At 73.1% G+C, this 22,654-nt stretch carries 15 protein-coding genes; 11 read left to right on the forward strand and 4 right to left on the reverse strand.

Features of this window, described 5'->3' with window-relative positions:
• The first annotated feature begins 124 nt into the window (after positions 1–124).
• A complete protein-coding gene (locus ACFQBR_RS14450) occupies positions 125–2,662 on the forward strand; it encodes a ribonucleoside-diphosphate reductase subunit alpha (RefSeq protein WP_344179511.1) in 2,538 nt (845 codons plus the stop codon).
• Between the two features lie 135 nt (positions 2,663–2,797).
• Positions 2,798–3,880 (forward strand): ribonucleotide-diphosphate reductase subunit beta, encoded by a 1,083-nt coding sequence (locus ACFQBR_RS14455; RefSeq protein WP_267947145.1) that lies wholly within the window; start codon positions 2,798–2,800, stop codon positions 3,878–3,880.
• Between the two features lie 162 nt (positions 3,881–4,042).
• Here the strand turns inward: ACFQBR_RS14455 and ACFQBR_RS14460 are convergent, their stop codons facing one another.
• Complete coding sequence (locus tag ACFQBR_RS14460; protein ID WP_267947144.1) at positions 4,043–4,363, reverse strand: CU044_2847 family protein; 321 nt, start codon at positions 4,361–4,363, stop codon at positions 4,043–4,045.
• A 143-nt stretch (positions 4,364–4,506) separates the two neighbouring features.
• On the opposite strand from ACFQBR_RS14460, the gene ACFQBR_RS14465 reads away from it, so the two are divergent.
• Complete coding sequence (locus ACFQBR_RS14465) at positions 4,507–4,722, forward strand: DUF397 domain-containing protein (protein ID WP_344179516.1); 216 nt, start codon at positions 4,507–4,509, stop codon at positions 4,720–4,722.
• A gap of 43 nt (positions 4,723–4,765) precedes the next feature.
• On the opposite strand, the gene fxsT is transcribed toward ACFQBR_RS14465, so the two are convergent.
• A complete protein-coding gene (gene fxsT / locus ACFQBR_RS14470; protein WP_344179518.1) occupies positions 4,766–8,647 on the reverse strand; it encodes an FxSxx-COOH system tetratricopeptide repeat protein in 3,882 nt (1,293 codons plus the stop codon).
• A 286-nt stretch (positions 8,648–8,933) separates the two neighbouring features.
• Entirely contained in the window at positions 8,934–10,886 is a 1,953-nt protein-coding gene (locus tag ACFQBR_RS14475) for a S1 family peptidase (protein WP_344179520.1), read from the reverse strand.
• 258 nt (positions 10,887–11,144) lie between these two features.
• Between ACFQBR_RS14475 and ACFQBR_RS14480 the strand changes: the two genes are divergently transcribed.
• The 8 genes from ACFQBR_RS14480 (at position 11,145) to ACFQBR_RS14515 (ending at position 21,092) form a co-directional block, all read left to right on the forward strand.
• Complete coding sequence (locus ACFQBR_RS14480) at positions 11,145–11,873, forward strand: FadR/GntR family transcriptional regulator (protein WP_267947141.1); 729 nt, start codon at positions 11,145–11,147, stop codon at positions 11,871–11,873.
• Positions 11,874–12,221: 348 nt separating this feature from the next.
• A complete protein-coding gene (gene putP, locus ACFQBR_RS14485; protein WP_344179610.1) occupies positions 12,222–13,790 on the forward strand; it encodes a sodium/proline symporter PutP in 1,569 nt (522 codons plus the stop codon).
• A 105-nt stretch (positions 13,791–13,895) separates the two neighbouring features.
• Positions 13,896–14,480, forward strand: coding sequence for a putative glycolipid-binding domain-containing protein (locus ACFQBR_RS14490; RefSeq protein ID WP_267947139.1), 585 nt, complete (start codon positions 13,896–13,898; stop codon positions 14,478–14,480).
• A gap of 174 nt (positions 14,481–14,654) precedes the next feature.
• Complete coding sequence (gene nadE / locus ACFQBR_RS14495; protein WP_344179523.1) at positions 14,655–15,491, forward strand: ammonia-dependent NAD(+) synthetase; 837 nt, start codon at positions 14,655–14,657, stop codon at positions 15,489–15,491.
• Positions 15,492–16,119: 628 nt separating this feature from the next.
• Positions 16,120–17,460 (forward strand): acyltransferase family protein, encoded by a 1,341-nt coding sequence (locus ACFQBR_RS14500; RefSeq protein WP_344179525.1) that lies wholly within the window; start codon positions 16,120–16,122, stop codon positions 17,458–17,460.
• A 162-nt stretch (positions 17,461–17,622) separates the two neighbouring features.
• A complete protein-coding gene (locus ACFQBR_RS14505) occupies positions 17,623–18,471 on the forward strand; it encodes an alpha/beta fold hydrolase (RefSeq protein ID WP_344179528.1) in 849 nt (282 codons plus the stop codon).
• A 306-nt stretch (positions 18,472–18,777) separates the two neighbouring features.
• A complete protein-coding gene (locus tag ACFQBR_RS14510) occupies positions 18,778–20,088 on the forward strand; it encodes an AGE family epimerase/isomerase (protein ID WP_267947135.1) in 1,311 nt (436 codons plus the stop codon).
• Positions 20,085–21,092 carry a carbohydrate kinase family protein gene (locus ACFQBR_RS14515; RefSeq protein ID WP_344179530.1) on the forward strand — a complete coding sequence of 336 codons (1,008 nt, stop codon included), beginning with the start codon at positions 20,085–20,087 and terminating at the stop codon, positions 21,090–21,092. The genes ACFQBR_RS14510 and ACFQBR_RS14515 overlap by 4 nt, the downstream gene beginning before the upstream one ends.
• Before the next feature lie 40 nt (positions 21,093–21,132).
• Here ACFQBR_RS14515 and ACFQBR_RS14520 read toward each other — a convergent pair whose 3' ends face one another.
• A complete protein-coding gene (locus ACFQBR_RS14520) occupies positions 21,133–22,296 on the reverse strand; it encodes a carboxylate-amine ligase (protein ID WP_344179533.1) in 1,164 nt (387 codons plus the stop codon).
• Positions 22,297–22,654: the final 358 nt, after the last annotated feature.

Genomic DNA, 22,654 nt, shown 5'->3' on the forward strand with positions numbered 1-22,654 from the left:
GCCGCGACCCACCGGTCGGACGACCGCACGCACCCGGTGCGTCGGTCCCCCGGTGCGTGCCGCGCACCTTGCCCATCGTGTCCCCTCCCCGCCGGGACTCTTCTACCGAGGTTGGAGCCGCTGTATGACCCTTGACGTCGAGGCCGTGCCCGTATCCGTTCGGCCCGAGCCGACCAACGAGGGCGCGCCCCCCGCCGCCGTCGACCGGATCGAGCACGTCGTGACCGAGGCCTGTGCGAGGCTCACCGGTGTTTCGGCGGAGAAGGTCCTCACCGAGGCCCGCCGCGGCTTCTACCCCGGCATCCCCGACTCCGAGGTCGAGCTCGCCCTGGTCATGGCCGCCCGCAGCTTCGTGGAGGTCGACCCGGACTACTCGTTCGTGGCCGCCCGCCTGCTGCTGGACAAGCTGCGCCGCGAGGCCCTCACCTTCATCAGCGGCGCCCCCGACGCCGCCGGGCAGTCCGAGATGGGCGAGCGCTACGCCGCCTACCTGGCCGCCTACGTCAGCCGCGGCATCGACCTGGGCCAGCTCGACCCGGCGCTCGCCGGGTTCGACCTGGAGCGCCTGGGCGCCGCCCTGCGCCCCGAGCGCGACGAGCAGTTCACCTTCCTCGGCATCCAGACCCTCTACGACCGCTACTTCCTGCACAGCGACGAGGTCCGCTACGAGCTGCCGCAGGCGTTCTTCATGCGCGTCGCCATGGGGCTGGCCCTCAACGAGGACGACCGCGAGGCCCGCGCCATCGAGTTCTACGAGCTGCTGTCCTCGTTCGACTTCATGGCCTCCACGCCCACCCTGTTCAACGCCGGCACGGTGCGCGCGCAGCTGTCCTCCTGCTTCCTCACCACCGTCGGCGACGACCTCCAGGCCATCTTCCACGGCATCAGCAACAACGCGATGCTGTCCAAGTACTCGGGCGGGCTCGGCAACGACTGGACCCCGGTGCGCGGCCTCGGCTCGCACATCCGCGGCACCAACGGCAAGAGCCAGGGCGTCGTCCCGTTCCTGAAGATCGCCAACGACACCGCCGTCGCGGTCAACCAGGGCGGCAAGCGCAAGGGCGCCGTGTGCGCCTACCTGGAGACCTGGCACATCGACATCGAGGAGTTCCTCGACCTCCGCAAGAACACCGGCGACGACCGCCGCCGCACCCACGACATGAACACCGCGAACTGGGTTCCGGACCTGTTCATGCAGCGTGTGGAGCAGGGCGGCAGCTGGACCCTGTTCTCGCCGGACGAGGTCCCCGACCTGCACGACAAGTACGGCACCGACTTCGCCGAGGCCTACGAGAAGTACGAGGCCGCCGCCGAGGAGGGCCGGATCAAGGTCGCCAAGAAGATCCCCGCGGTCGACCTCTGGCGTCGCATGCTGACCATGCTGTTCGAGACCGGGCACCCCTGGATCACCTTCAAGGACCCGTCCAACCTGCGCTCGCCGCAGCAGCACGTCGGCGTCGTGCACTCCTCCAACCTGTGCACCGAGATCACGCTGAACACCAGCGCCGACGAGGTCGCCGTCTGCAACCTGGGCTCGGTCAACCTGGCCCAGCACGTGGGCCCCGACGGCCTGGACGCCGAGCGCCTGCGCCGCACCGTCCGCACCGCCGTGCGCATGCTCGACAACGTCATCGACGTGAACTTCTACACGATCCCCGAGGCGCGCCGCGCGAACATGCGCCACCGCCCCGTGGGCCTCGGCCTGATGGGCTTCCAGGACGCCCTGTTCAAGCTGCGCACCCCGTTCGCCTCCGAGGGCGCGGTGACGTTCGCCGACGAGAGCATGGAGCTGATCAGCTACTACGCCATCGAGGCGTCCATGGAGCTGGCCTCCGAGCGCGGCGCCTACGAGTCCTTCGAGGGCTCGCTGTGGAGCCGGGGCGTCCTGCCGATCGACTCGCTGCGGCTCCTCGCCGACTCCCGCGGCGGCGACCTGGACATGGACCGGGGCGAGACCCTCGACTGGGACTCGCTGCGCGAGCGCGTGAGGTCCACCGGGATGCGCAACTCCAACGTGATGGCGATCGCGCCCACCGCGACCATCGCCAACATCACCGGTGTCGGCCAGTCGATCGAGCCGCTCTACCGGAACCTGTACGTCAAGTCGAACATGTCCGGCGACTTCACCGTCGTCAACCCGTACCTGGTCCGGGACCTCAAGGCGCGCGGCCTGTGGGACGACGACATGGTCTCGGCGCTGAAGATGCACGACGGCAGCCTCGGCGCCATCGACCGCGTCCCGGACGACCTCAAGGCGCTGTACGCGACCGCGTTCGAGGTCGACCCCGAGTGGCTGGTGGACGCGGGATCGCGCCGCCAGAAGTGGATCGACCAGGCCCAGTCCCTGAACCTGTACATGGCGGCCCCGAGCGGCAGGAAGCTCGACACCCTGTACCGCCGCGCGTGGCGCTCCGGTCTCAAGACCACCTACTACCTGCGTTCGCAGAGCGCCACGCACGTGGAGAAGAGCACGCTCAAGGGCACCGACGGCCGCCTCAACTCGGTCGCCGCGACCCCGAGCGCCCCGGCGCCCGCCCCCGTCCCCGTCCCCGAGCCGGTCGCGGCGCCCGCCGCCGTGAACACCGAGGTCGAGGACGAGTTCGAGATCGTCGACGGCCAGGCCTGCTCCATCGACGACCCCGAGTGCGAGGCCTGCCAGTAGGGCGTGAGACCCGGGGCCGCCCGCCGGCGGCCCCGGGCCGGTCCGGCCGCCCCGCCGGACCGTGCCCGCGGCGACGCCGCGTCCCGCTCCCGACAACGACTTTCCGGCCCGGCCGGAGAACGGAAGAACCCCAGCATGACCGCAGTCTCCGAGAACAACGCCGGCGCCACCAGCGGCCTCGGTGAGATCGAGCGCGACGCCGAGCGCGTCAACGTCGACGACAAGGCGATGATCAACGCCCGCGCCGACGTCAACCAGCTGCTCCCGCTCAAGTACACGTGGGCGTGGGAGAAGTACCTCGCGGGCTGCAACAACCACTGGATGCCCACCGAGGTCGCCATGCAGGCCGACATCGCGCTGTGGAAGTCCAAGGACGGGCTGACCGAGGACGAGCGCCTGATGCTCAAGCGCAACCTCGGCTTCTTCGCGACCGCCGAGTCGCTGGTGGCCAACAACATCGTCCTGGCCGTGTACCGCCAGCTCACCAACCCGGAGTGCCGCCAGTACCTGCTGCGCCAGGCCTTCGAGGAGGCGGTGCACACCCACACCTTCCAGTACATCTGCGAGAGCCTGGGCCTGGACGAGGGCGAGCTCTTCAACATGTACCGGGAGGTCCCGTCGATCACGGCGAAGGACGCCTGGGCGCTCAAGTACACCCAGAACCTGGAGAACCCGGAGTTCCGCACCGGCACGCCGGAGGCCGACCAGGCGTTCCTGCGCGACCTGGTGGCGTTCTACGTGATCTTCGAGGGCATGTGGTTCTACACCGGCTTCGCGCAGATCCTGTCGCTGGGCCGCCGCAACAAGATGATCGGCATCGCGGAGCAGTACCAGTACATCCTGCGCGACGAGTCGATCCACCTGAACTTCGGCATCGACGTGATCAACCAGATCAAGATCGAGAACCCGCACCTGTGGAGCGAGGAGTTCCAGGGCGAGGTCCGGCGGATGCTGGCGGAGGCGTGCGAGCTGGAGGTGGCGTACGGCCGCGAGACCATGCCGCGCGGCGTGCTCGGCCTCAACTCGGAGCTGTGCGAGAAGTACATGCACTTCATCACCGACCGCCGCGCCGAGCAGATCGGCCTGGCCCCCATCTTCGGGGAGACGGAGAACCCGTTCCCGTGGATGAGCGAGATGATGGACCTCCAGAAGGAGAAGAACTTCTTCGAGACCCGCGTCATCGAGTACCAGACCGGCAGCGGCCTGGACTGGGACTGACGGTGTCCCGGCCCGCGTGAGGCGGGCCGGACGGGGTTCTCCTCCCGGGAGGCGGACAAGGCCTCCCCCCGGGGCGGCCCGGATCGAGGCGCGCGATCCGGGCCGCTTTCGCGTGCGGGGGGTGTGTCCCGGGCCCCGGCCGGAGGCGCCGGGACCCGGCCCTCAGCCCTTGGCGGTCCAGGTCATCCGGACGTTGAAGGTGGCCTCGCCGGTCCCCTTGACCACCACGACGTCCGCCTCGGCGCTCACGGTCACACCGAATTCGACCTCCGTCTCCGAGGGCGCCAGCGAGGAGGAGGAGAGCTCCTCCAGTTGCGCCGACACGGCCTCGGCGATCTTCCTGATGCGGAGCAGGACGGAGTCGAGCCTTTTGTCCCCGGTGGCCTTTCCCGGGGTCCGTGAGACGGGGGCGGCCCCCTCCTTGCGGACGGGGGCGGACTCGATGCTGATCACGGTGCCGTCGTCGGTGACGAAGTCGATCACTTTGTTCACATTGGCCTCACGCATTCTCCGAAGGGGCTTGCCATTCCTCTTGATGTCCACAGAAAGTAAAATAGGGGGAGATGTCCGGCAACGATGATATTCCGCTGCCGTCCGCGCGGAGGAAACGGTGGGACGTACCAGTTATGACCGGGCGAAACGGCTCAAGTGCCACCTGGCGGGACGGGCGTGACGGCACCGGATGGCGCAAGTCGTCGAGGTCGGGATCCGGAGCCGACTGCTGCGAGGCCTCCCTCGGCGAGCCGGGCCGCGTGTGCCTCCGCGACTCCCACCGCCCCGGAGGGGACGTCCTGCGGTTCCGGTCCCGCGAGTGGCTGTCCCTGGTCTCGTCCGTGCGCTGAGCGGCCTCCGCGGCCCCGGGCGTGTGCCGGGACCGCCCCCTCCTCAGTCCCTGACGGGGAAGATGTCGGTGTCCAGCCGGGTGAAGGACGCCATCGTGGTCACGAAGCGGTGCTCGGGCCCGAACCGCGAGGTGTAGTGCTCGCGCAGCGCCTCCCACTCCTCCCCGACGTCCTCGCCCAGCGCCCGCCGGCTGATCAGCAGGTTGCGCCGGGCCGTGGTCAGGAAGACGTGGTGCTCTCCCAGGGTCTCCCGGCACAGCTCCACGCTCGCGGCGTCCTGGGCGCGGGCCTCCTTGAGCCTCCCCAGGGCGAACAGGTCGTTGCCCAGGTTGACCTCGACGGCGGTGAGGGTGACGTCCGCGTCGGGGAAGCGCTCGCGGATCTCCGCCATGGCGGTGCGGTCCAGCTCGTGCGCCCGCTCGTACTCGCCCAGCACGCGGAACACGATCGCCGCGTTGGCCCTGGAGGCCCAGGGGAAGAGGTGGCGTGAGGGGAACCTGTCGTCCATGTGCGCCAGGAGGTCCTCGACCAGCCGGCGGGCCTCCTCCAGGCGGTTGGCGAAGGCCAGGTTCACCATGTGGATGCTGTTGAGGTGCAGCGTCGGCGGGGCGTGCGGCCCGTAGCGCGCGACGTTGACCTCGCGCGCCTGCTCGGTCAGCTCCAGCGCCAGGGTGTGGTCGCCGAGCCGGCGGTGGATGACGGAGAGGAAGACCGGGATGTCCGAGGTGTGGGTGCTGGCGTTGGCCTCGGTGACCTCGAACCGCCTCCGGCAGTCCACCAGCGTCTCCCGGGCCTCCTCCAGGTACCCGAGGGCCATGAGGCCGAGGCCGATCGACAACCGCGTCCGCAGCGTCGGGATGCCGTCCGGCCCGAACACGTACTTGCGCTGTTCGAGGGTGCGCCGGTCCAGCTCCAGGGCCTGCCGGAAGCGGCCGAGGCGGCGCAGGCAGCCGCCGATGTCGTGGGCGATGACCAGGGTGTTCTCGTCGTCCTCGGCGAAGAGCATGGTCCTCGTCCGGTGGATGTCCTCGAACATGGCCAGGGCCCTGGCGTAGTGCCCGAGGTTGCTGAGCGCGATGGCTCGCGCCCGGTGGGCCTCCAGGGCCTCCTCGCTCTCCGGGCCCTCCAGCTGGGCCTGCTCCGCGTACATCCGCTCCGCTTCGGCGAGGGCGATCTCGTTGTCGCCGCGGATCCGGAGGATCCTGGTGCGCAGCAGCTGGATCTGGAACCTCTGCGCGGTGTCGTCGTACCAGGCCTCGATGGCCCGGTCCGCCAGGGCGAGCGCGGCGTCGCCGTTCCCGGTCTCCACCAGGTAGACGATCACGTTGCCCACGAGGCCGCGGACCTGCGGGTCGTGGCTGCGCCACGCCTCGGAGGCGTCCACGTGGGTGTACAGCAGCTGGTACTCGGGCCAGTTCTGCGGGAGCTCGGGGCCGAGGGGGTCGCTCTGCGCCAGCAGCCGGTGGGCCAGGTCGCGGTAGCGCACCCGCTCCTCGTCGCCGAGGGTGCTCTGCACGACGGTCTGGAAGGTGACGTGCAGCTGGAACGTGTGGTTGGTCCGGTCGAACTCGGCGAGGCTGTGCCTGCTCACGTAGCGCAGGACCCTCGTCAGGACCATCTCGTTGCCGAGGATCTGTGACAGGTCCGGGTTGGGGCTCAGCCCGCGGGCGCGGTGGAACAGGGTGCGCGAGAGGGAGCGCGGGGCGAAGAACGAGCAGAGCTGGACGAACTCCCTGACCATCCGCTTGAGGGCGCGGTCGGGCCCCGTGCCGCGCCGGAGGTCGTCGAGCTGCATGTTCCAGGCCGCCGCCAGGGGCAGGGGGTACAGGTCCTCCGGCTCCACGTGGGTGACGAGTTCGTCGAACTTGTCCTGGAGCAGGTGGAGGAACTCCTCCACGCTCATCAGGGAGTCGCGCAGGTAGGCGCCGACCTGCGCGAGCGCGAGGGGGAGGTGCTCCAGCCGCTCGGCGATGCGCAGGGCCGTCGCGTCGTCGTCCAGGCCGTGGGGGCAGACCTTGCGGAGCAGGGCGACGCTCTCCCGCGCGCTCAGGCTGGGGACGATCGAGCCCTCGCTCCGCCCGCTGGGGATCCAGCTCTGGTCGCGGGAGGTGATGATGACGTCCCCGGGGCCGTTCGAGGGGAGGACCTCCTCCCCCAGCTGGTCGAGCTCGGAGACGTCGTCGAAGACGAGGAGCCAGCGCCCCACCCCGGGGTCGCCCTCCAGGACCTCCCGTACCTGCTGGGCGACCTGCTCCAGGTTCCCGGTGTCGTCGCCCAGGCCCAGGTACCGGGCCAGGCGCAGGTAGGACTGCTGGACGTCCGAGGCGCTGTTGGCGGCGAACCACCAGATCAGGTCGTACTCGTCCCGGTGCCGGTGCACGTACTCGGTGGCGATCTGGGTCTTGCCGATGCCGCCGCCGCCCGCCAGCAGGTAGACCCCGCCGACGGAGTCCTCCAACAGGTCGTGGACGTGTTCGAGGATCTTCTCCCGCCCGGTGAAGTTCAGGTTGTGCGGCGGGACGCCGCGGAGCTTGGCGAGCGGCTTCTGCCGCGAACGGCGCAGCCTCGGACTGCCCAGGGCCAGGGGCTCCGAGCCGGCGGACTCCGTCGCGGGGGTGTGGGGGTCGGTCACGGTCGGGCTCGGTTCCTCTCGGGGGGCGGTGGTCCGGGGGCGGGGCGCGTCCCCGTGCCGGGGGGCGGGGCCGCCGGGGGAGCGCGCCCCGTCCGGGGGTGTGCTGCGGGCCGCCGGGGCGCCCGTCGGAGCGGCCTCGCGGGCGGGCTCCTCCCCCAGGGCGACGCGGAGCTGGTCCGCGAACCTGCGGTACTCGCCCGGCATCTCGGAGAGCGCGGGCAGCACGGCGCGGGCCAGGTCCTCCTCGCCGTCGAGCGGGGGGTCCTGGGGGGCGCCGGTCTCGATCCGGGACAGCCACTGGTAGAGCCTGGCCGCGTCCTTGAACTCGATCCCGAGGGAGTAGAACACCGACCGCATCACGCTGAGGTCGCCGAAGCCGCCCAGGAGGTCCCTGCGGACCCCCGGAAGGAACTCCAGGGCCGCGGCGGCGGGGTCGTCGAGGTCCCCCAGGGGCACGGCCGGGTCCATCAGCTCGCTGCCGAACACCTCGGCGATCTCGGTGACGGCCGCGCGCGGGTCGCGGGGCGCGTGCGGGATGTTGCTCTGGATCAGCTCGGCCACCCTGAGGTTGACCGGGGCCTGGGCCAGCCGCACGGCGAGGTCGCGTGCTCCGCGCGAGGCGTGGGAGAGGAAGCGCGACACGGGATCGGGGTCCCAGGGGGCGGAGCCCGGGGGCCGGGCGCCGTCGGCGGGGAGCACGGCCGCGTCGGCCTCCCAGGCGCCGGCCCCGCCGCTCACGACCGCGCTCCACGCGGTGAGGGCGTCCGGGCCGAACTCCAGCACGGGGAGCACGGCGGCGTCCGCGGGGAGGCCGCCGTCCCCGGCGCCGGCCGCCGCCCCCGTGAACTCCCAGGAGGAGGGCGGGACGGGGGACGGCCCGGTCATGCGCATCGGCCCGGGCGCGAGCGGCCCCCCGGACCAGACGGAGCGGTCCAGGAGGTGGAGGAGGACGGTCGGCAGGCGGGAGGCGAGCGAGGCGGCCCAGGAGCGCAGCCTCGGGCCGCGCCACCCGCGGTCCTGCGTGTCGGTGACGAGGACGGCGACCGCGGCGTCCGGGGGGAGGTGGGACTCCAGGGGCCACGGTGGATCGTGTTCACCCCTGGTGTGCGTGGGGTTGCCGGGGTGGAAGCGGACGACCGTGCACCCGGCCCGCCCGGCGCCCTCGACCAGCGCGGCCACGCTGTCGCGGTGCAGCTCCATGAGGGGGGACGAGTCGACGAGAACGACCGGGCGGGACGAGCCACCTGTCAGAGTGCTGAGTGCGTTCTGGTACCTGTGGGACAAATCGTCCATTATGTCGTCTTTTTCCCCTTGTGGGGAACTTCAAAGGAGGGGTCGGCGGGCCCCTCTTCTGAACTCCTCCTGGAAATGTCCTTCCTCCGATTCTGCCACGCCGTCGTCGGGGGCGGTGCCGTGCGGCGCGTCCCGATCGCCCGGGAAATCGGAACGGACCCCCGATGTGCGTGTTCGGGAGGGTTCACGGGTCGGTATCGCCTCCGCTTCCAGACGATTTCGGCCGAACGGCACGGGCATAAAGGATGGAGTGGAATGGTCGGCACGGCGGCTCTCCCCGGCTCGGTCAGTCCGGCACGTCACGGGAGGCCGCCGCCCGCGGGGACGGCACCGCGCCCGTCCCGCCCCCTCCCGCCCGGGGGAGCGCCGAACCCCCGTCGAGGACGGCCCGCGCGAGCACGTCCCCGTAGTCGTCCTGGAACAGGGAGACGTCGCGGAAGTCGGGGTAGTCCTGCGACTTGTCGCGGAGGAGCCGGGGGAGGGCGGTGATCCTCACCCGGGACCGGGGCTCCCGTTCGAGCAGCTCGTTCACGAAGTCGAACACGGCCTTCTTGGGGCCCTTGACGATGGTGGGGACCCCCATGTTGACGGCGGAGTCGTAGACGTGTTCGGCGTCGCCGGTCTCGGAGTCCACGGCGCACACGGTCAGGTGCGACCTCGACAGGGCGTCCGCGACCTCGCTCACCTTCTTCTCCCACGTGAGGAGGACGTTGCGGTCCTCCACCAGGGCCTCCTCCCGCTGCTTCTCCGAGCGCAGGAGCCACCGGCCGGGAGGGGTCCCCAGGTAGCTCGGGTCCACGTGCCGCTCGCGTATGTGGTAGACGATCTCGTACCTCGACGCCAGCCGGGAGGGGAACTGCACCTCGCTGGTGCCGGTGGCCTGTCCCAGGCGCAGGTACAGAAGGTTCCTCGGGAGGAAGACGCGCAGCCGCAGGGACTCCTCGTTCGGGGTGACCAGCCTGCGCATGACCACGTCGCTCATGAGGTCGCCGATCTCGTCGCAGATCTCCGGCTCGCTGACCAGCCTCGTGTCCTGGTGCAGCGGACGGCCGTCCGCCTCGCCCCGCCGGGCGAAGCCGTGCGAGAGCTTGAAGCCGCCGGTCACCGGCTCCAGGTCGAAGAACACCATCGTGTCGGGCTCGTCGGGGACGGGCTCGGGGGCGGGGCGCTCCGCGGGGGAGGGCTCCTCGGGCCCGCGCAGGCGCTCGCCCCGGTCCGCGGCCAGGGCCTCCGCCCACTCACGGCCCAGGACGGAGGCCTCGTCCCGGATCCACTGCCAGACCATCGGCGGGACCGGCCTGTGAGGGGAGACCTCCCGGTAGACGTGGTGGACCCAGGCCACCCGTAACGGCGGTCTCCCCGCCCCCGGCACCAGGTCCCACAGCGCGGTGAGGATCCGCCAGGCGGTGGTGGCGGCCCCCTGCTGCCTGACCCGGCGCATCTCCCGGGGCTCCAGCAGCCTCTCCGGCGGGACCGCCTCCAGGGGGATCGAGTCCAGGAGGTCGTGCAGGCGGTCGTAGGTCCGCCTCCCGCACAGCGACTCGTCCGCGAGGCGCTGGGCCGAGACGGTCTCGCCCCCGGCCCGCTCGCCCGCGATCTCCTCCACGGGCAGGATGAAGGCGATCCCCGAGGGCTCGCCGGGACGCCCCCACTCGTAGTGGTGGTTCATCTGCACGAGTCCCACCAGCTCACCGGTCTCGGTCCGTACGGCGCACCCGCTGAACCCGCCGGTGATCCGGGACGACCGCGAGGGAGGCGTCTCGACCTGGTGCGTGACGCCGTTGGGTCCGCCCCTGCCGTGGTAGGTCACCGAGGCCTGGAGCGACCGCATGTCCGCCGGGTACCCCGTCGTGTACAGGGCCTGCCCCGGCTCCAGGCCCCCGCAGCCGCTGAGGACCGGGAAGTCGGTGTCCGGCAGCCCCGGGCCGCTCAGGCGCAGCAGGGCCAGGTCGCGGCTCTGCGGCCCCGCCGCCCACAGGTCGGTCGCGACCTCCGCCTCCCACACCCGCCCGTCGAACGAGCGCAGGCGCACCGTGGTGCCCGCTCCCGGGTGGTCCTCCGGGTCCCCGTCGCGGCCGAGCGCCGTGTTGACGACGTGCGCGCACGTCACCAGCAGGCCGGGGGACAGCAGGACGGCGCCGCCCACGGCCTCGTCCTCGTCCTCGTCCTCGTAGAGCACCCGCATCTGCCAGGCCGGTTCGTTCGGCTGGAGGCCGCGGGGTGAAAGGGGGGTGTCCACTGTCGGGGGGACCTCTCTCGAATTCCGTTGTGCCCGGAACCGTTCCCCCGAGGGGCGACTGTGAACCAGGGGGCGAAGGCCCGGCGCCGGGCCCCGCCGGCGGGCCGGACACGCGGACGACCGCCCGCGGGGAGGCGCCCCGCGAGCAGGGGCGCGGGCCGGACCCGGCACGGCTGCCGGAGAGCGGCCGGCGCCGCGGGCGGCGCCCCCCGGTGGTCGCGGACCCTGAAGGACCGGGGGCAAGCCTAAGCTGACCGTGTGGACCCTCCCACCGATCCCGCGGCCGAGGCGGTCTTCCGCCCGGTGCCGTCGGGCAGAGCCCTGGAGGCCACCGTCGACCGGCTGCTGTGCGCGATCCGGCTCGGCGTGGTCCCCGCCGGAGCCCGCTTCCCCGCCGAGCGCGACCTCGCCGCCAGGCTGGGCGTCGGCCGCGTCACCCTGCGCGAGGCCCTGCGCCTGCTCCAGGACCGGGGGTACGTCGAGGCGCGCAGGGGGCGCAGCGGCGGAACGTTCGTCCGCGGTGTCCCGCCCCGCCCCACGCCCGGTCAGGCCCTGCGCGGCCTCGCGGCCACGGGCGCCGGGCTGGACGACCTGCTCGCCCTCCGCCGGGTGGTGGAGACCGGGGTCGTGGTCCGGCTCGCCGAGACCGGCCTGACCGCCGAGCAGGAGCGCCTGCTGTCGGTCGGCCTCGCCGCCGCGGAGCGGGCCGACCGGGCCGCCTACCGCCGCCTCGACACCGTCCTGCACGTCACCCTGGCCCGCCTGACCGGTTCCGAGGAGCTCACCGCCGTCCTGACGGACGTGCGGATGCGGGTCAACGGGCTCATGGACACGGCCCCGCCCACAGAGGAGGGGATCGCGCTCAGCAACGCCCAGCACGGGGAGATCGCGCGCGCCGTCCGCACCCGCGACCCGGAGGCGGCCCGGCGCGCCCTGGGCGAGCACCTCGCCGCCGTGGAGTCGGGGCTCCGCACGCGGTTCGGCTGAACCTGCCGGGCGGCCCCGGCCCCCCACGGGTCCGCGGAGGCCGACAGCGTCCTCCGCGACGCCCCGGTCGGCGCCCCGCCGCCCCCTCGGGCCGCGAGCGGCCCCGCCGCCCCACGGTGGCTCGCGCTCCTCCTGTCCGATCGGACAAACCGCGGGCGTCCCGCATGGCCGCACGGACAAACGGCACCCCCCGAGGACTCGGCGCGGTCTCGAAGCGGTGTGGTTCACCGCACAACCGTTGTGACCCGTGGAACAAGGGGTAGTGATCGCGAGCAATGTCCGTAAACAGCGCGTAAGGGCATCAGTTGCGCGCGCAAGGGAAGGGAGGAGCCGGTCTTGAGCGAATCGATGCTCTGGTCGATCGGAACCTTCGCGGTCTACCTCGCCGGCATGGTCGCCATCGGCCTCTGGGCCTACAAGCGGACCGTCTCGCAGTCCGACTTCGTGCTCGGGGGCCGCCAGCTCAACAGCTGGGTGGCCGCCCTGAGCGCCAACGCCAGCGACTTCAGCGGATGGCTGCTGCTCGGCCTGCCGGGCGCCATCTACGTCTCCGGCCTGGGGGAGGCGTGGATCGCCGTGGGCCTGGCCTGCGGTTTCGCGGGGAGCTGGATCCTCCTCGCCCCCCGGCTCCGGGTGTACACGGAGCGGGTCACCGACGCCCGCGCGGGCGGCGACTCCGACTCGCTGACGCTCTCCTCGTTCCTGGAGAACCGCTTCAACGACCCCACCCGCCTGCTGCGCGGGGTCTCGGCGATCCTCATCATCGTCTTCTACTTCTTCTACGTCGCCTCCGGCCTGGTCGCCATGGCGGCCCTGTTCGACCAGGTCTTCGGCCTCTCCCCGGCCCCCGCCATCGCCATCGGCGTCGGCATCGTGGTGCTCTACACCGTCCTCGGCGGCTTCCTCGCGGTCTCCTACACCGACGTCGTGCAGGCCGCGATGATGTGGCTGGCGCTGCTGGTGGTCCCCGTCATGGCGGTCACCGCGCTCGGCGGTCTCGGCGGCCTGGCCGAAGGCGTGTCCGCCAGGAGCGACGGCCTCCTGTCCGCCGTCGGCGGGGTCTCCCTCGACGCCGACCTCGGCCGGTGGGCCTCCACGGAGACCCTCGGCTGGGTCGTCATCCTCTCCGGGCTCGCCTGGGGCCTGGGCTACTTCGGACAGCCCCACATCCTCTCCCGCTACATGGGCATCCGGTCGGTCAGGGACATCCCGAAGGCCGCCGTCATCAGCGTCACCTGGGCGGTCAGCGCCATGGCCATGGCCGTGGCGATCGGCTTCATCGGCATCGCCTACTTCGACACCCCCCTCGGCAACCCCGAGCAGGTCTTCCCGCTCCTCATCGAGTCGCTGAGCCACCCGCTGGTCGCCGGACTCCTGCTCGCCGCCATCCTCGCCGCCGTCATGAGCACGGCCGACTCGCAGCTGCTGGTCGCGGCGTCCGCGCTCACCGAGGACGGCTACAAGGCCTTCGTGAACAGGGACGCCGACCCGAGGGCGCTGCTGTGGATCAGCCGCGTCACCGTCGTGGTCGTCGCCCTGGCCGCCGCGGCGATCGCGCTGTGGGGCAACCAGTCGGTGATGGACCTGGTCGGCTACGCGTGGGCCGGTTTCGGCGCCGGCTTCGGACCGATCCTCGTGCTCTCCGTTTTCTGGAAGAGGATGACCTGGGCCGGGGCGCTCGCGGGGATGATCGCGGGCGGCGTCACCGCGATCCTCTGGGACGTCGTCGACACCGCCTACCTCGGCATCGGCCTGTACGCGATGGTTCCCGCCGTCGCCCTCAGCCTCGTCGCGATCTTCGTGTTCAACGGACTGGCGAAGGTCAGCACGCAGATGGAGGAGGACTTCGACCGGGTCGAGGCCGAACTCCGCGCGGCCGGGTCCGGACCCGGGGCCGAGAAGGCCGCCGGGGTCTGACCCCCCCTCCGCGCCGGGGCCGCACCCCGGCGCGGAGGGCCCTCTCCGGGGGCGCGGGCCCGCCCTGCCTGGCGCACCGGACCCGGAGAGCGGTAGAACGGTGACATGTCGTCACCGACGGAACATCCAGCCGCATGGGCTCGGACCGACGTCCCCGAGGGGCTCGGCCTGGGCACACTCCTCCCCGAGCCCGACGGCTACCGCCTGGAGGCGGGGGAGACCGTGGTCGAGGGCGAGGAGCGGTTCTTCACCCGCTTCACCGTCCGCACCGACCTCGCCTGGGCGACCCGGGAGGTGCGCACCGAGGTCGTGAGCAGCCGGGGCACGGCCGCGGTCGCCCTCGCCGCCCAGGGCGGCCACTGGTTCGACGACAAGGGGAACCCCCTCCCCGGCCTGGTCGGCTGCCTGGACGTGGACGTCGCCGCCACACCGCTGACCAACACCCTCCCGATCCGCAGGCTGGGCCTGCGGCCCGGCGAGTACCGGGACATCCAGGTCGTCTGGATCGACATCCCCTCCCTGCGTGTGCGCCGGGTCCGGCAGCGCTACACGCGCCACGCGGCCGAGGGGGGACTGGAGCGCTACACCTACCGGGACCCCCTGCACGGCGAGTACCGCCTCTCGGTGGACGGGCACGGCGTGGTGGTCGACTACGAGCGCTTCGCCCGGCGGCTGCGCGCGGACGACTGAGCCCGCGCGGCTCCCGCAGGCCCTCCCCGCCCCGGTCCTCCGCCGCGGGCGCCGCCGCGATCGCGGCGGCCCGGGGCCGGTTCCTTCCGCGGTCGGCGAGGCCCCGGCTGCGCGGCCCGCCGCCCCGCGCGCGATAATCGGCGGGAACACGCACGAGACCCACGGGGGAGAGCTGTGACCGACACCGAGCTGAGCCGGGCCCGCCGCGAGATCATCCTCGACCTGGACGTGCCCGAGGACTTCGACGTGCGCGCCGAGATCGAACGGCGCGTGACCTTCCTCTCCGAACTGCTGGCCACCACCGGCGCCACCGCCCTCGTCCTGGGCATCAGCGGCGGCGTCGACTCGCTGACGGCCGGTCTTCTGTGCCGCCTGGCCGTGGACCGTGCGCGGGAGGCCGGGCACACCGCCGAGTACGTCGCCATGCGCCTCCCCTACGGCGCGCAGAAGGACGAGGAGGACGCCGCGCGCGCCGTCGACCTCACCGCGCCGGACCGCTGCCTCACCGTGGACGTCAAACCCGCCAGCGACGCCATGGCGGCCTCCCTCGCCGAGTCCGGGCTCGCCTACACCGAGGCCTCCGAGGACTTCGTCCTGGGCAACGTCAAGGCCAGGCAGAGGATGATCGCCCAGTACGCCGTCGCCGGCGGCCTGCGCGGCCTGGTGATCGGCACCGACCACGCGGCCGAGGCCGTCACGGGGTTCTTCACCAAGTACGGCGACGGCGGCGTGGACGTCGTCCCGCTGACCGGTCTGACCAAGCGCCGGGTGCGCGCGGTCGCCGCGGAGCTCGGCGCCCCGGACGACCTGGTGTCGAAGGTCCCCACCGCCGACCTGGAGACCCTGTCGCCGCAGAAGCCGGACGAGGAGGCGCTCGGTCTGACCTACGACCAGATCGACGACTTCCTGGAGGGGCTGCCGGTGCCCGAGCACGTGGAGACCACGCTGGTCGACCGGTACCGCGCCACCGCGCACAAGCGCGCGCTGCCCACCGCTCCCCAGGGGCGCTGACCACGGAGGTCGGTGACACCCACCCCTCCGTCACAGGCGAAGAGGGCCTCCGGCACCGGTGTGGACGGCCACGTCCACGACCGGGCCGGAAGGCCCTCGACGCCCCACGCCGCCCACGCCGACGCCCGCCCCCGCACCAGCGGGGCCGGACACGCTGAGGCGTTCACGGGGTGGCCGCACCACGAGAACCACCACCGGTTCCACACCGCCCTCGCCGGCCCTCCCGCTTCCCGTGCCCCCGGCCTCTCGGGTCGGTACGCCCGGGGCGCGGGCCGCGGGTGCTCCCGGTGGTCTCGGCGCCCGCGCCGATCGCCGCGAGCGGCCGCCGGACGCGGTCCCTGCCGTCCGGGCTCCACTACCCTGCCGGGTGCTCCCGCGCGGTGGTGCGGGCACCACCTTTTCGGGGAGTGCGAACCGCCGGTTCAAAAGGGGCGTCAGATCCATCGCGACCACCCGCCTGTTCCGCCTAAGGTCGTAACAACGCGCGTCACCGATCTGCCGACACCGACGCGGGCCCGCCGTAGGGCGCGTTGGAGAACGCGTTGCCACCCCCTGATCCCGGTCGACTCCGACCACTGGGAACACGCTGTGCCCAGGGGGTCCGTGCACGGGAAGACCTAGGAGCGACATGACCGTGACCGTCGAGAACGAGGGCGGGGGCTTGCTGTCCGCGCCCCCGCCCGGCACCGTCCACGCGGCCTCACCCGCCGCCGACCAGCGGGTCCCCCGGCCCGGAGCGGGGCGTGACAGGTTTCTCGACGTCATCAGGCTCCTCGTCATGGCCCTCGTGGTCATGCAGCACTGGTGGCTCCCGGTCCTGGCCCAGGACCAGGGCGTCCTGGAGGCGGGAAGCGTCCTGGAGACCGAGGGCGGCTTCGCCCTCACGTGGGTCGTCCAGGTCATGCCGCTGATCTTCTTCGTCGGCGGGGCCGCGAACCTCATCAGCTGGCGCTCGGCCTCGGACAAGGGGGTCCCGGCCTCGACCTGGTACGCGCGCAGACTGCGCCGCCTCGCCTGGCCCGTGGTGCCGCTCGCGATCGTGTGGATCACCGCCTCCCACCTGCTGGTGCTGAGCGGCGCCCCCGCGGAGTCGGTCCTGGTGGGCTCGGGCGCGGCGGGCATGGTCCTGTGGTTCCTGGCGGTGTACGTGCTGGTCGTGGTGGCGACCCCGGTGCTGTTCGCCGCGCAGGAGAGGTTCGGGTGGTGGGTGCCGGCGGCGCTGCTCGCCGGCGCGGTCGCCGTCGACGCCGTCCGGTACGGGACCGGTGCGGACTGGGTCGGGTACCTGAACATCGCGTTCGTGTGGCTGGGCATCCACCAGCTCGGCTTCCGCTACGCGACGGGGGCGATCCGCCTCCGCTACGCGGCGATGATGGCCGTGGGCGGCGGCGTCGCCGCGCTGGCCCTGGTGCTGTTCGGGCCGTACTCGGTGAACATGACGGGCGTGTTCGCCGCCGAGACCTCGAACGTGTCCCCGCCGACCCTGGTGCTCGGCTCCCTGGGCGTCCTCCAGATCGGCGTCGCGGTGCTGCTGCGGGAGAGGATCAGCGCGTGGTCGGACCGCCCCGGGCCCGCGCGGATGCTGGACCGGGTCTGCCCGCAGCTGATGACGGTCTACCTGTGGCACATGATCCCGGTCAGCGTGGTCGCGGGGGTCCTGGTGTTCGGCCTGGGGATCGACACCCCGGCGCCGCTGACGGGCACGTGGCTGCTGTGGGGCGTGCTGGGCCTGGCGGTCCTGCTGCCGATGATCGCGCCGCTGGCGCACTGGGCGGTGCGGTTCGAGAACCCGCCGAAGGCGCTGAGCGGATCCCCCGGCATGCTGCGGGTCCTGGTCGCGGCCGCGCTGATCGGCGGCGGGATGCTGATACTGACGGTGTCGGGCCTGGGCGTGGGACTGGTGCCCCTGCTCGGGCTGCTGGCGGTCCTGTCGGGCCTGATGCTGACGCGGGCGCCCGTACGGGTCTGACGTCCTGCGCCCCTCCGGTGCGGCCCCGGTCCCCGCGCGGGGACCGGGGCCGCCGTCGTCGACGGGGACGCGGGTCCGGTCCCGTTCCCCGCCCACCCGACCGTTCGGCGCCCCGCCCGGGCCCGGTGGTGGCGACGCGCCGGAGCGGGTAGACCGGACAGCATGGACCCGACACGCATCGCCTTCGAACGGCGCGGGCGCGGTCGCCCGCTGGTTCTGCTCCACGGCCTGGGCGACCGGCGCCAGAGCTGGAAGGTCGTCATGACCCGGCTCGCCCGGGACTACCAGGTCATCTGTGTGGACCTGCCCGGCTTCGGCTCGACCCCCGCGCCGGGGGCCGACGAGCCCTACGACGTCCTGAGCATGACCGAGGACGTCCGCGCCCTGTGCGAACTGCACGGTTGGGAGCGCCCGCACCTGGCCGGGAACTCCCTCGGGGGATCGATCGCCCTGGAACTGGGGGCCCGTGGGCTGGCGGGGTCGGTGACGGTGTTCTCCCCGGCAGGGTTCTCGGACAGCCTCGCCCGGTGGGGGATGCGCGCGGTAGGCGTCGCCGCCGACCTGGCGACCCGGATCCCGACGCCGGTCAAGGAGCGCCTCGCCAACACCGCGCCCGCCCGGGCCGCCGCGCGGATCGCCCTGCGGGGCGACCCCTCCTCGCCCGAGGCCAAGGCCACCCGCTTCAGTGTGCAGGGGCTCGAACCGGGAGCCCCCTACGTGCGGATGGTCCCGCGCATCGCCGAGTACCACTTCGCGGCGCGGCCCATCGACTGTCCCGTGACCATCGCCTGGGGGGACCGCGACCGGACCCTGCTGCCGTCCAGCGCGGTGCACGCCCACGAGCGGGTGCCGAACGCGCGCATGGTCTCCCTGATCGGCAGCGGGCACATCCCCATGGCCGACGACCCCGTCACGGTCGCCGAGCACATCCGCTGGACCTGCCGCTCGGCCGACCTGGGGGGTCGGCGGGCCGCCCGCGGGCGAGCCCTTCCGCCGTCCGCCGACCGGTGAGCGGAGCCCCCGGCGGAGGGCGGTCCCGGGAGCCGGATCCGCCGTCCGCGCCGCCCGTCCGTCCGGCCCCGGCGGCAGCCGCCCGGGGGATCCCGCCCGTCCGGACGGAGCGCCCGGAGTCCCGCCCGTCCGGTCCGTCCCCGGCACACCGGACCCCGGGGGTACCGGGGCCCGGCGCTCCGCGCGCGTTCGCGCTGGGGCCGTCCCGGGGGCGCGCGACCGGGCCCGGTTCGCCGGGCCCTGGGCTACCGCCGCGTCGACCTCGCGGGATAGCGTGGTCCGGCGTACCGACGAGGAGGCAGTGGATTGACAGCATCGACACACCGTGCCCCGGGGCATCCCGAGTGGCTGCGGGAGGAGGAGCGGAGGCTGTGCGCCTTCGCCGCGGGCTCCGCGGTGCCCGACGGCTTCGGCTGGTTGGACGCGCGCGGCGGGGTGGAGCGGGACCGGCCGGTCGCCACCTGGATCACCGCGCGGATGACGCACGTGTTCTCCCTGGCCCACCTCCGCGGTGACGCGGACGCCGGCCGGCTCGCCGACCACGGGGTGGCCGCACTCGCGAACGGGCCGCTGCGCGACGGGGAGCTGGGCGGGTGGTTCGACCGGGTTCCGGAGGGGCGCCCTGCCGGGGACGCGTCCCGGGAGCGCTCCCACGCAGAGGGCGGGGAGCCGGGGGCCGACCTCCCGCGCAAGTCCGCCTACGAGCACGCGTTCGTGGTCCTGGCGGCCTCCACCGCCACCGCCGCGGGCCGCCCCGGCGCCCGCGACCTGCTCGACGAGGCGCTGCGGGTCATGGACGCCCGCTTCTGGGAGGAGTCGGCGGGGGCCGTCCGGGAGAGCTGGGACGCCGGGTGGAAGGCCACCGAGGAGTACCGGGGCGCCAACAGCAACATGCACTGCGTCGAGGCGTTCCTCGCCGCCGCCGACGCCACCGGCGACACCCTCTGGACGCGGCGCGCGCTCGCCGTCGCGGAGCGGCTGGTCCACGGTGTGGCCGCCGCCCACGACTGGCGCCTGCCCGAGCACTTCACCCCCGGCTGGGAGCCCGTCCCGGACTACAACCGGGACCGGCCGGACCACCCCTTCCGCCCCTTCGGGAGCACCACCGGCCACCTGCTCGAATGGGCGCGGCTGCTGGTCCACCTGGAGATCGCGCTCACCCGGGCGGGCGAGGACGTCCCCGACTGGCTGACCCCCGACGCCCGGAGCCTGTTCTCCCACGCGGTCCGGCGCGGGTGGGGGGTCGACGGCGAGGACGGTTTCGTCTACACCCTCGACTGGCAGGACGGCCCGGTCGTGCGCGAGCGCATGCACTGGGTGGTGGCCGAGGCGACGATGGCCGCCTGGGCGCTGGCCCGGCACACGGGCGACGGCGAGTACACCCTCCTCTACGACCGCTGGTGGGACTACGCAGCCAGGTTCCACCTGGACGGCGAGCACGGCAGCTGGCACCACGAACTCGATCCGGCCAACCGGCCGGCGGGAAGCGTCTGGGCGGGCAAGCCCGACGTCTACCACGCCTACCAGGCGACCCTTCTGCCCCAGATCGGGTTGTCGACCTCCCTCGCGGACGCGCTCCCCGCGACGTCCGCCCCGGCCCCCGGAGGAGACGAGTGACCGCGCGAAGCACGGACGGCACGAGGGCGTCGGGCGCACCCGCGCGCCTCGTCGTGATCGGTGAGAACGTCATGGACCTGCTGCCCACCGGCCACGGCGCCGGCGTGCTGCGTGCCTCCCCGGGAGGGGGGCCCGCCAACACGGCCGTCGCGGCGGCCCGGCTCGGCACCCCGACCCGCCTGCTCGCCCGGATCGGCTCGGACGGCTTCGGCGCGATGATCCGTGAGCGGCTGCTCGGCGAGGGCCTGGACCCCGCCGGCCTCCTGGCGGCGGAGGAGCCGTCGGCCCTGGCCCTCGCCTCGCTCGGTCCGGACGGGTCGGCCCGCTACGACTTCCGCATGGACGACGCCGCCGACTGGCACTGGCGCGCGGGCGAACTCCCGGAGGAGCTGGAGCCGCAGGTGCGCGCCCTGCACGCCGCGTCGATCGCCCTGTTCCGCGAGCCGGGGGCCTCCCGGATCGAGTCGCTGCTGCGCCGCGAGCACGGGAGGGGGCGGGTGACGCTCACCCTGGACCCCAACATCCGGCCGGACGTCATCGGCGACCCGGCGACCGCGCGCGCCCTGGCCCTGCGGCACTGCGCGCAGGCGCACGTGGTCAAGGCCAGCGACGAGGACCTGGCGTTCCTGTACCCGGACCTGTCGCCGTCGCGGGCGGCCCTCGCCCTCGCCGCCCTCGGCCCGTCGCTGGTCGTGGCGACCCTCGGCGGGGAGGGGGCCCTCGCGGTCTCCCACGGTGTGGAGGCGTCGGTCGAGGCGCCCGAGGTCGAGGTGGTGGACACGGTCGGCGCGGGCGACTCGTTCATGGGAGCGCTGCTGACCTGGCTGGACCGCCGCGACCTGCTGGGCGACGGCCCCCGGGCCCGTCTCGCGGGGACGACCCGGGGGGACCTGGAGGAGATGCTGCGGTTCGCGGCGTCCGCCGCCGCGGTCACGGTGACCCGTGAGGGCGCCGACCCGCCGGTCCTCGCGGACCTGGCGGACCACGCGGGGGACGCCGTCTGAACAGCGGGGCCGCCGGACGTCCGGCGGCCCCGCGCCGGGGTCAGAGGCCCTCGCGCGTCCCGCGGACGACGTGGTCGACCACGTCGGTGAGGTACCCCCGCCGGGCGTACGCGGAGCGCTGGCGGGCCGCCCCCGTCCCGGCCTCCCGGGCCCGGTCGAGCAGCGCCGACACCAGGTCGGCGTCGCCGTTGGCGCCCAGGCCGGGGAGCGCCGCGTTCCACAGCCGTTCGAGGGCGTAGGCCCCCGGCAGGCACTCGCCGGTGAGCGGGTCGGGGACGCTGCCCTCCAGGCCGTCCCGGGCGGCGCGCCACATGGCGGCGCGCAGGGTCTGGTCGGTGATCTCCGGCGCGGGCCTGCCGTGGTGGACGTCGGCGAGCGCGCGGGTGGCCAGGCCGCGGGCGAGGACGGCGAACAGCAGCGCCTCCTCGGCGGTCGCGGCCACGTCCCCCACCCGGATCTCCAGGGTGGGCAGGTGGTCGGACAGGCGGACGTCCCAGTAGACCATGTGCCTGTCCAGGATCGCTCCGGCGGAGGACAGCGCCCGCACCGCCCGCTCGTGCTCGGCCAGTGAGCGCAGCATGGGGGGCGGCCCGGCGGAGGGCAGCCGGTTCCAGGTGATGGACCGCCAGCTCGCGTAGCCGGTGTCGACCCCCGCGTGGAAGGGCGAGTTCGCGGACAGCGCCACCAGGAAGGGGAGCCAGCGCCGCAGGTGGTCGCTCACCGCCACGGCGGTCTCGCGGTCGGGGATGCCCACGTGCACGTGGCAACCGCACACGATGTGGGAGGTGCGCAGTGCTCCCGCGTGCGCGGCGATGTCGGCGTAGCGGGGGCCGTCGCTCACGAGGGCGGCCGAGGTGTCGCCGATGACGGCGGTGCCCGTGGCCGCCACGGCGAGCCCGGCCTCGTCGGCGGAGCGCGCCAGTTCGCCGCGGGCCGCGCGGAGGAACCGCAGGGCGTCGTCGGCGGTCTCGCACACGGGGCTGTTGGCCTCGACCTGGACGCGGCTGAACTCCCCGGACAGGCGTTCGTCCGGCATGCGGGTGCGGGACAGGAGCTCGGGCGCCCGGGAGAGGATCCGGCGGGTGCGCGGATCGACGACGAAGAACTCCTCCTCGACACCGAACGTGGGACTTCTCGCGGTGGTGCGTGTGTGGGTGGATGCCGGTAACCACTGGCCGTGTGCTGTCGTGGAGCGGTTCTCCATGGGCGTCGGTCCCTCCTGCTGTCCGGGGGTGTCCCGGACTGGATATCCCGTGCAGGGCGGCCGCGACAGTGTCCCGAAGAAGACAAAGAGCTATCCGTTGATTCGTTTGTCCTCTTTGTCGGGATCGCGGGTGTGGCGTTGCGCGCGCGTTACGGATTTATAACCGCCCCTGGAGTCGGTGAATCCCCGACGGGGCTCCGGACCGCCGTACGGAGTGAGAGACATCACTCTCCCGGGGGTGTGGAAACGCAGGTGGGTGCTGGGGCACCCCCGGGAACACCCGCCCCCCGGTTCCCCGCGGGAGGCGTCCCGGGCCCGCGGGAGCCGCCGCGTGCGACTCGGTGCGGGCATCGGTGAA

The sequence above is a fragment of the Nocardiopsis tropica genome (assembly GCF_042660575.1).
GTDB classification, from domain to species: domain Bacteria; phylum Actinomycetota; class Actinomycetes; order Streptosporangiales; family Streptosporangiaceae; genus Nocardiopsis; species Nocardiopsis tropica.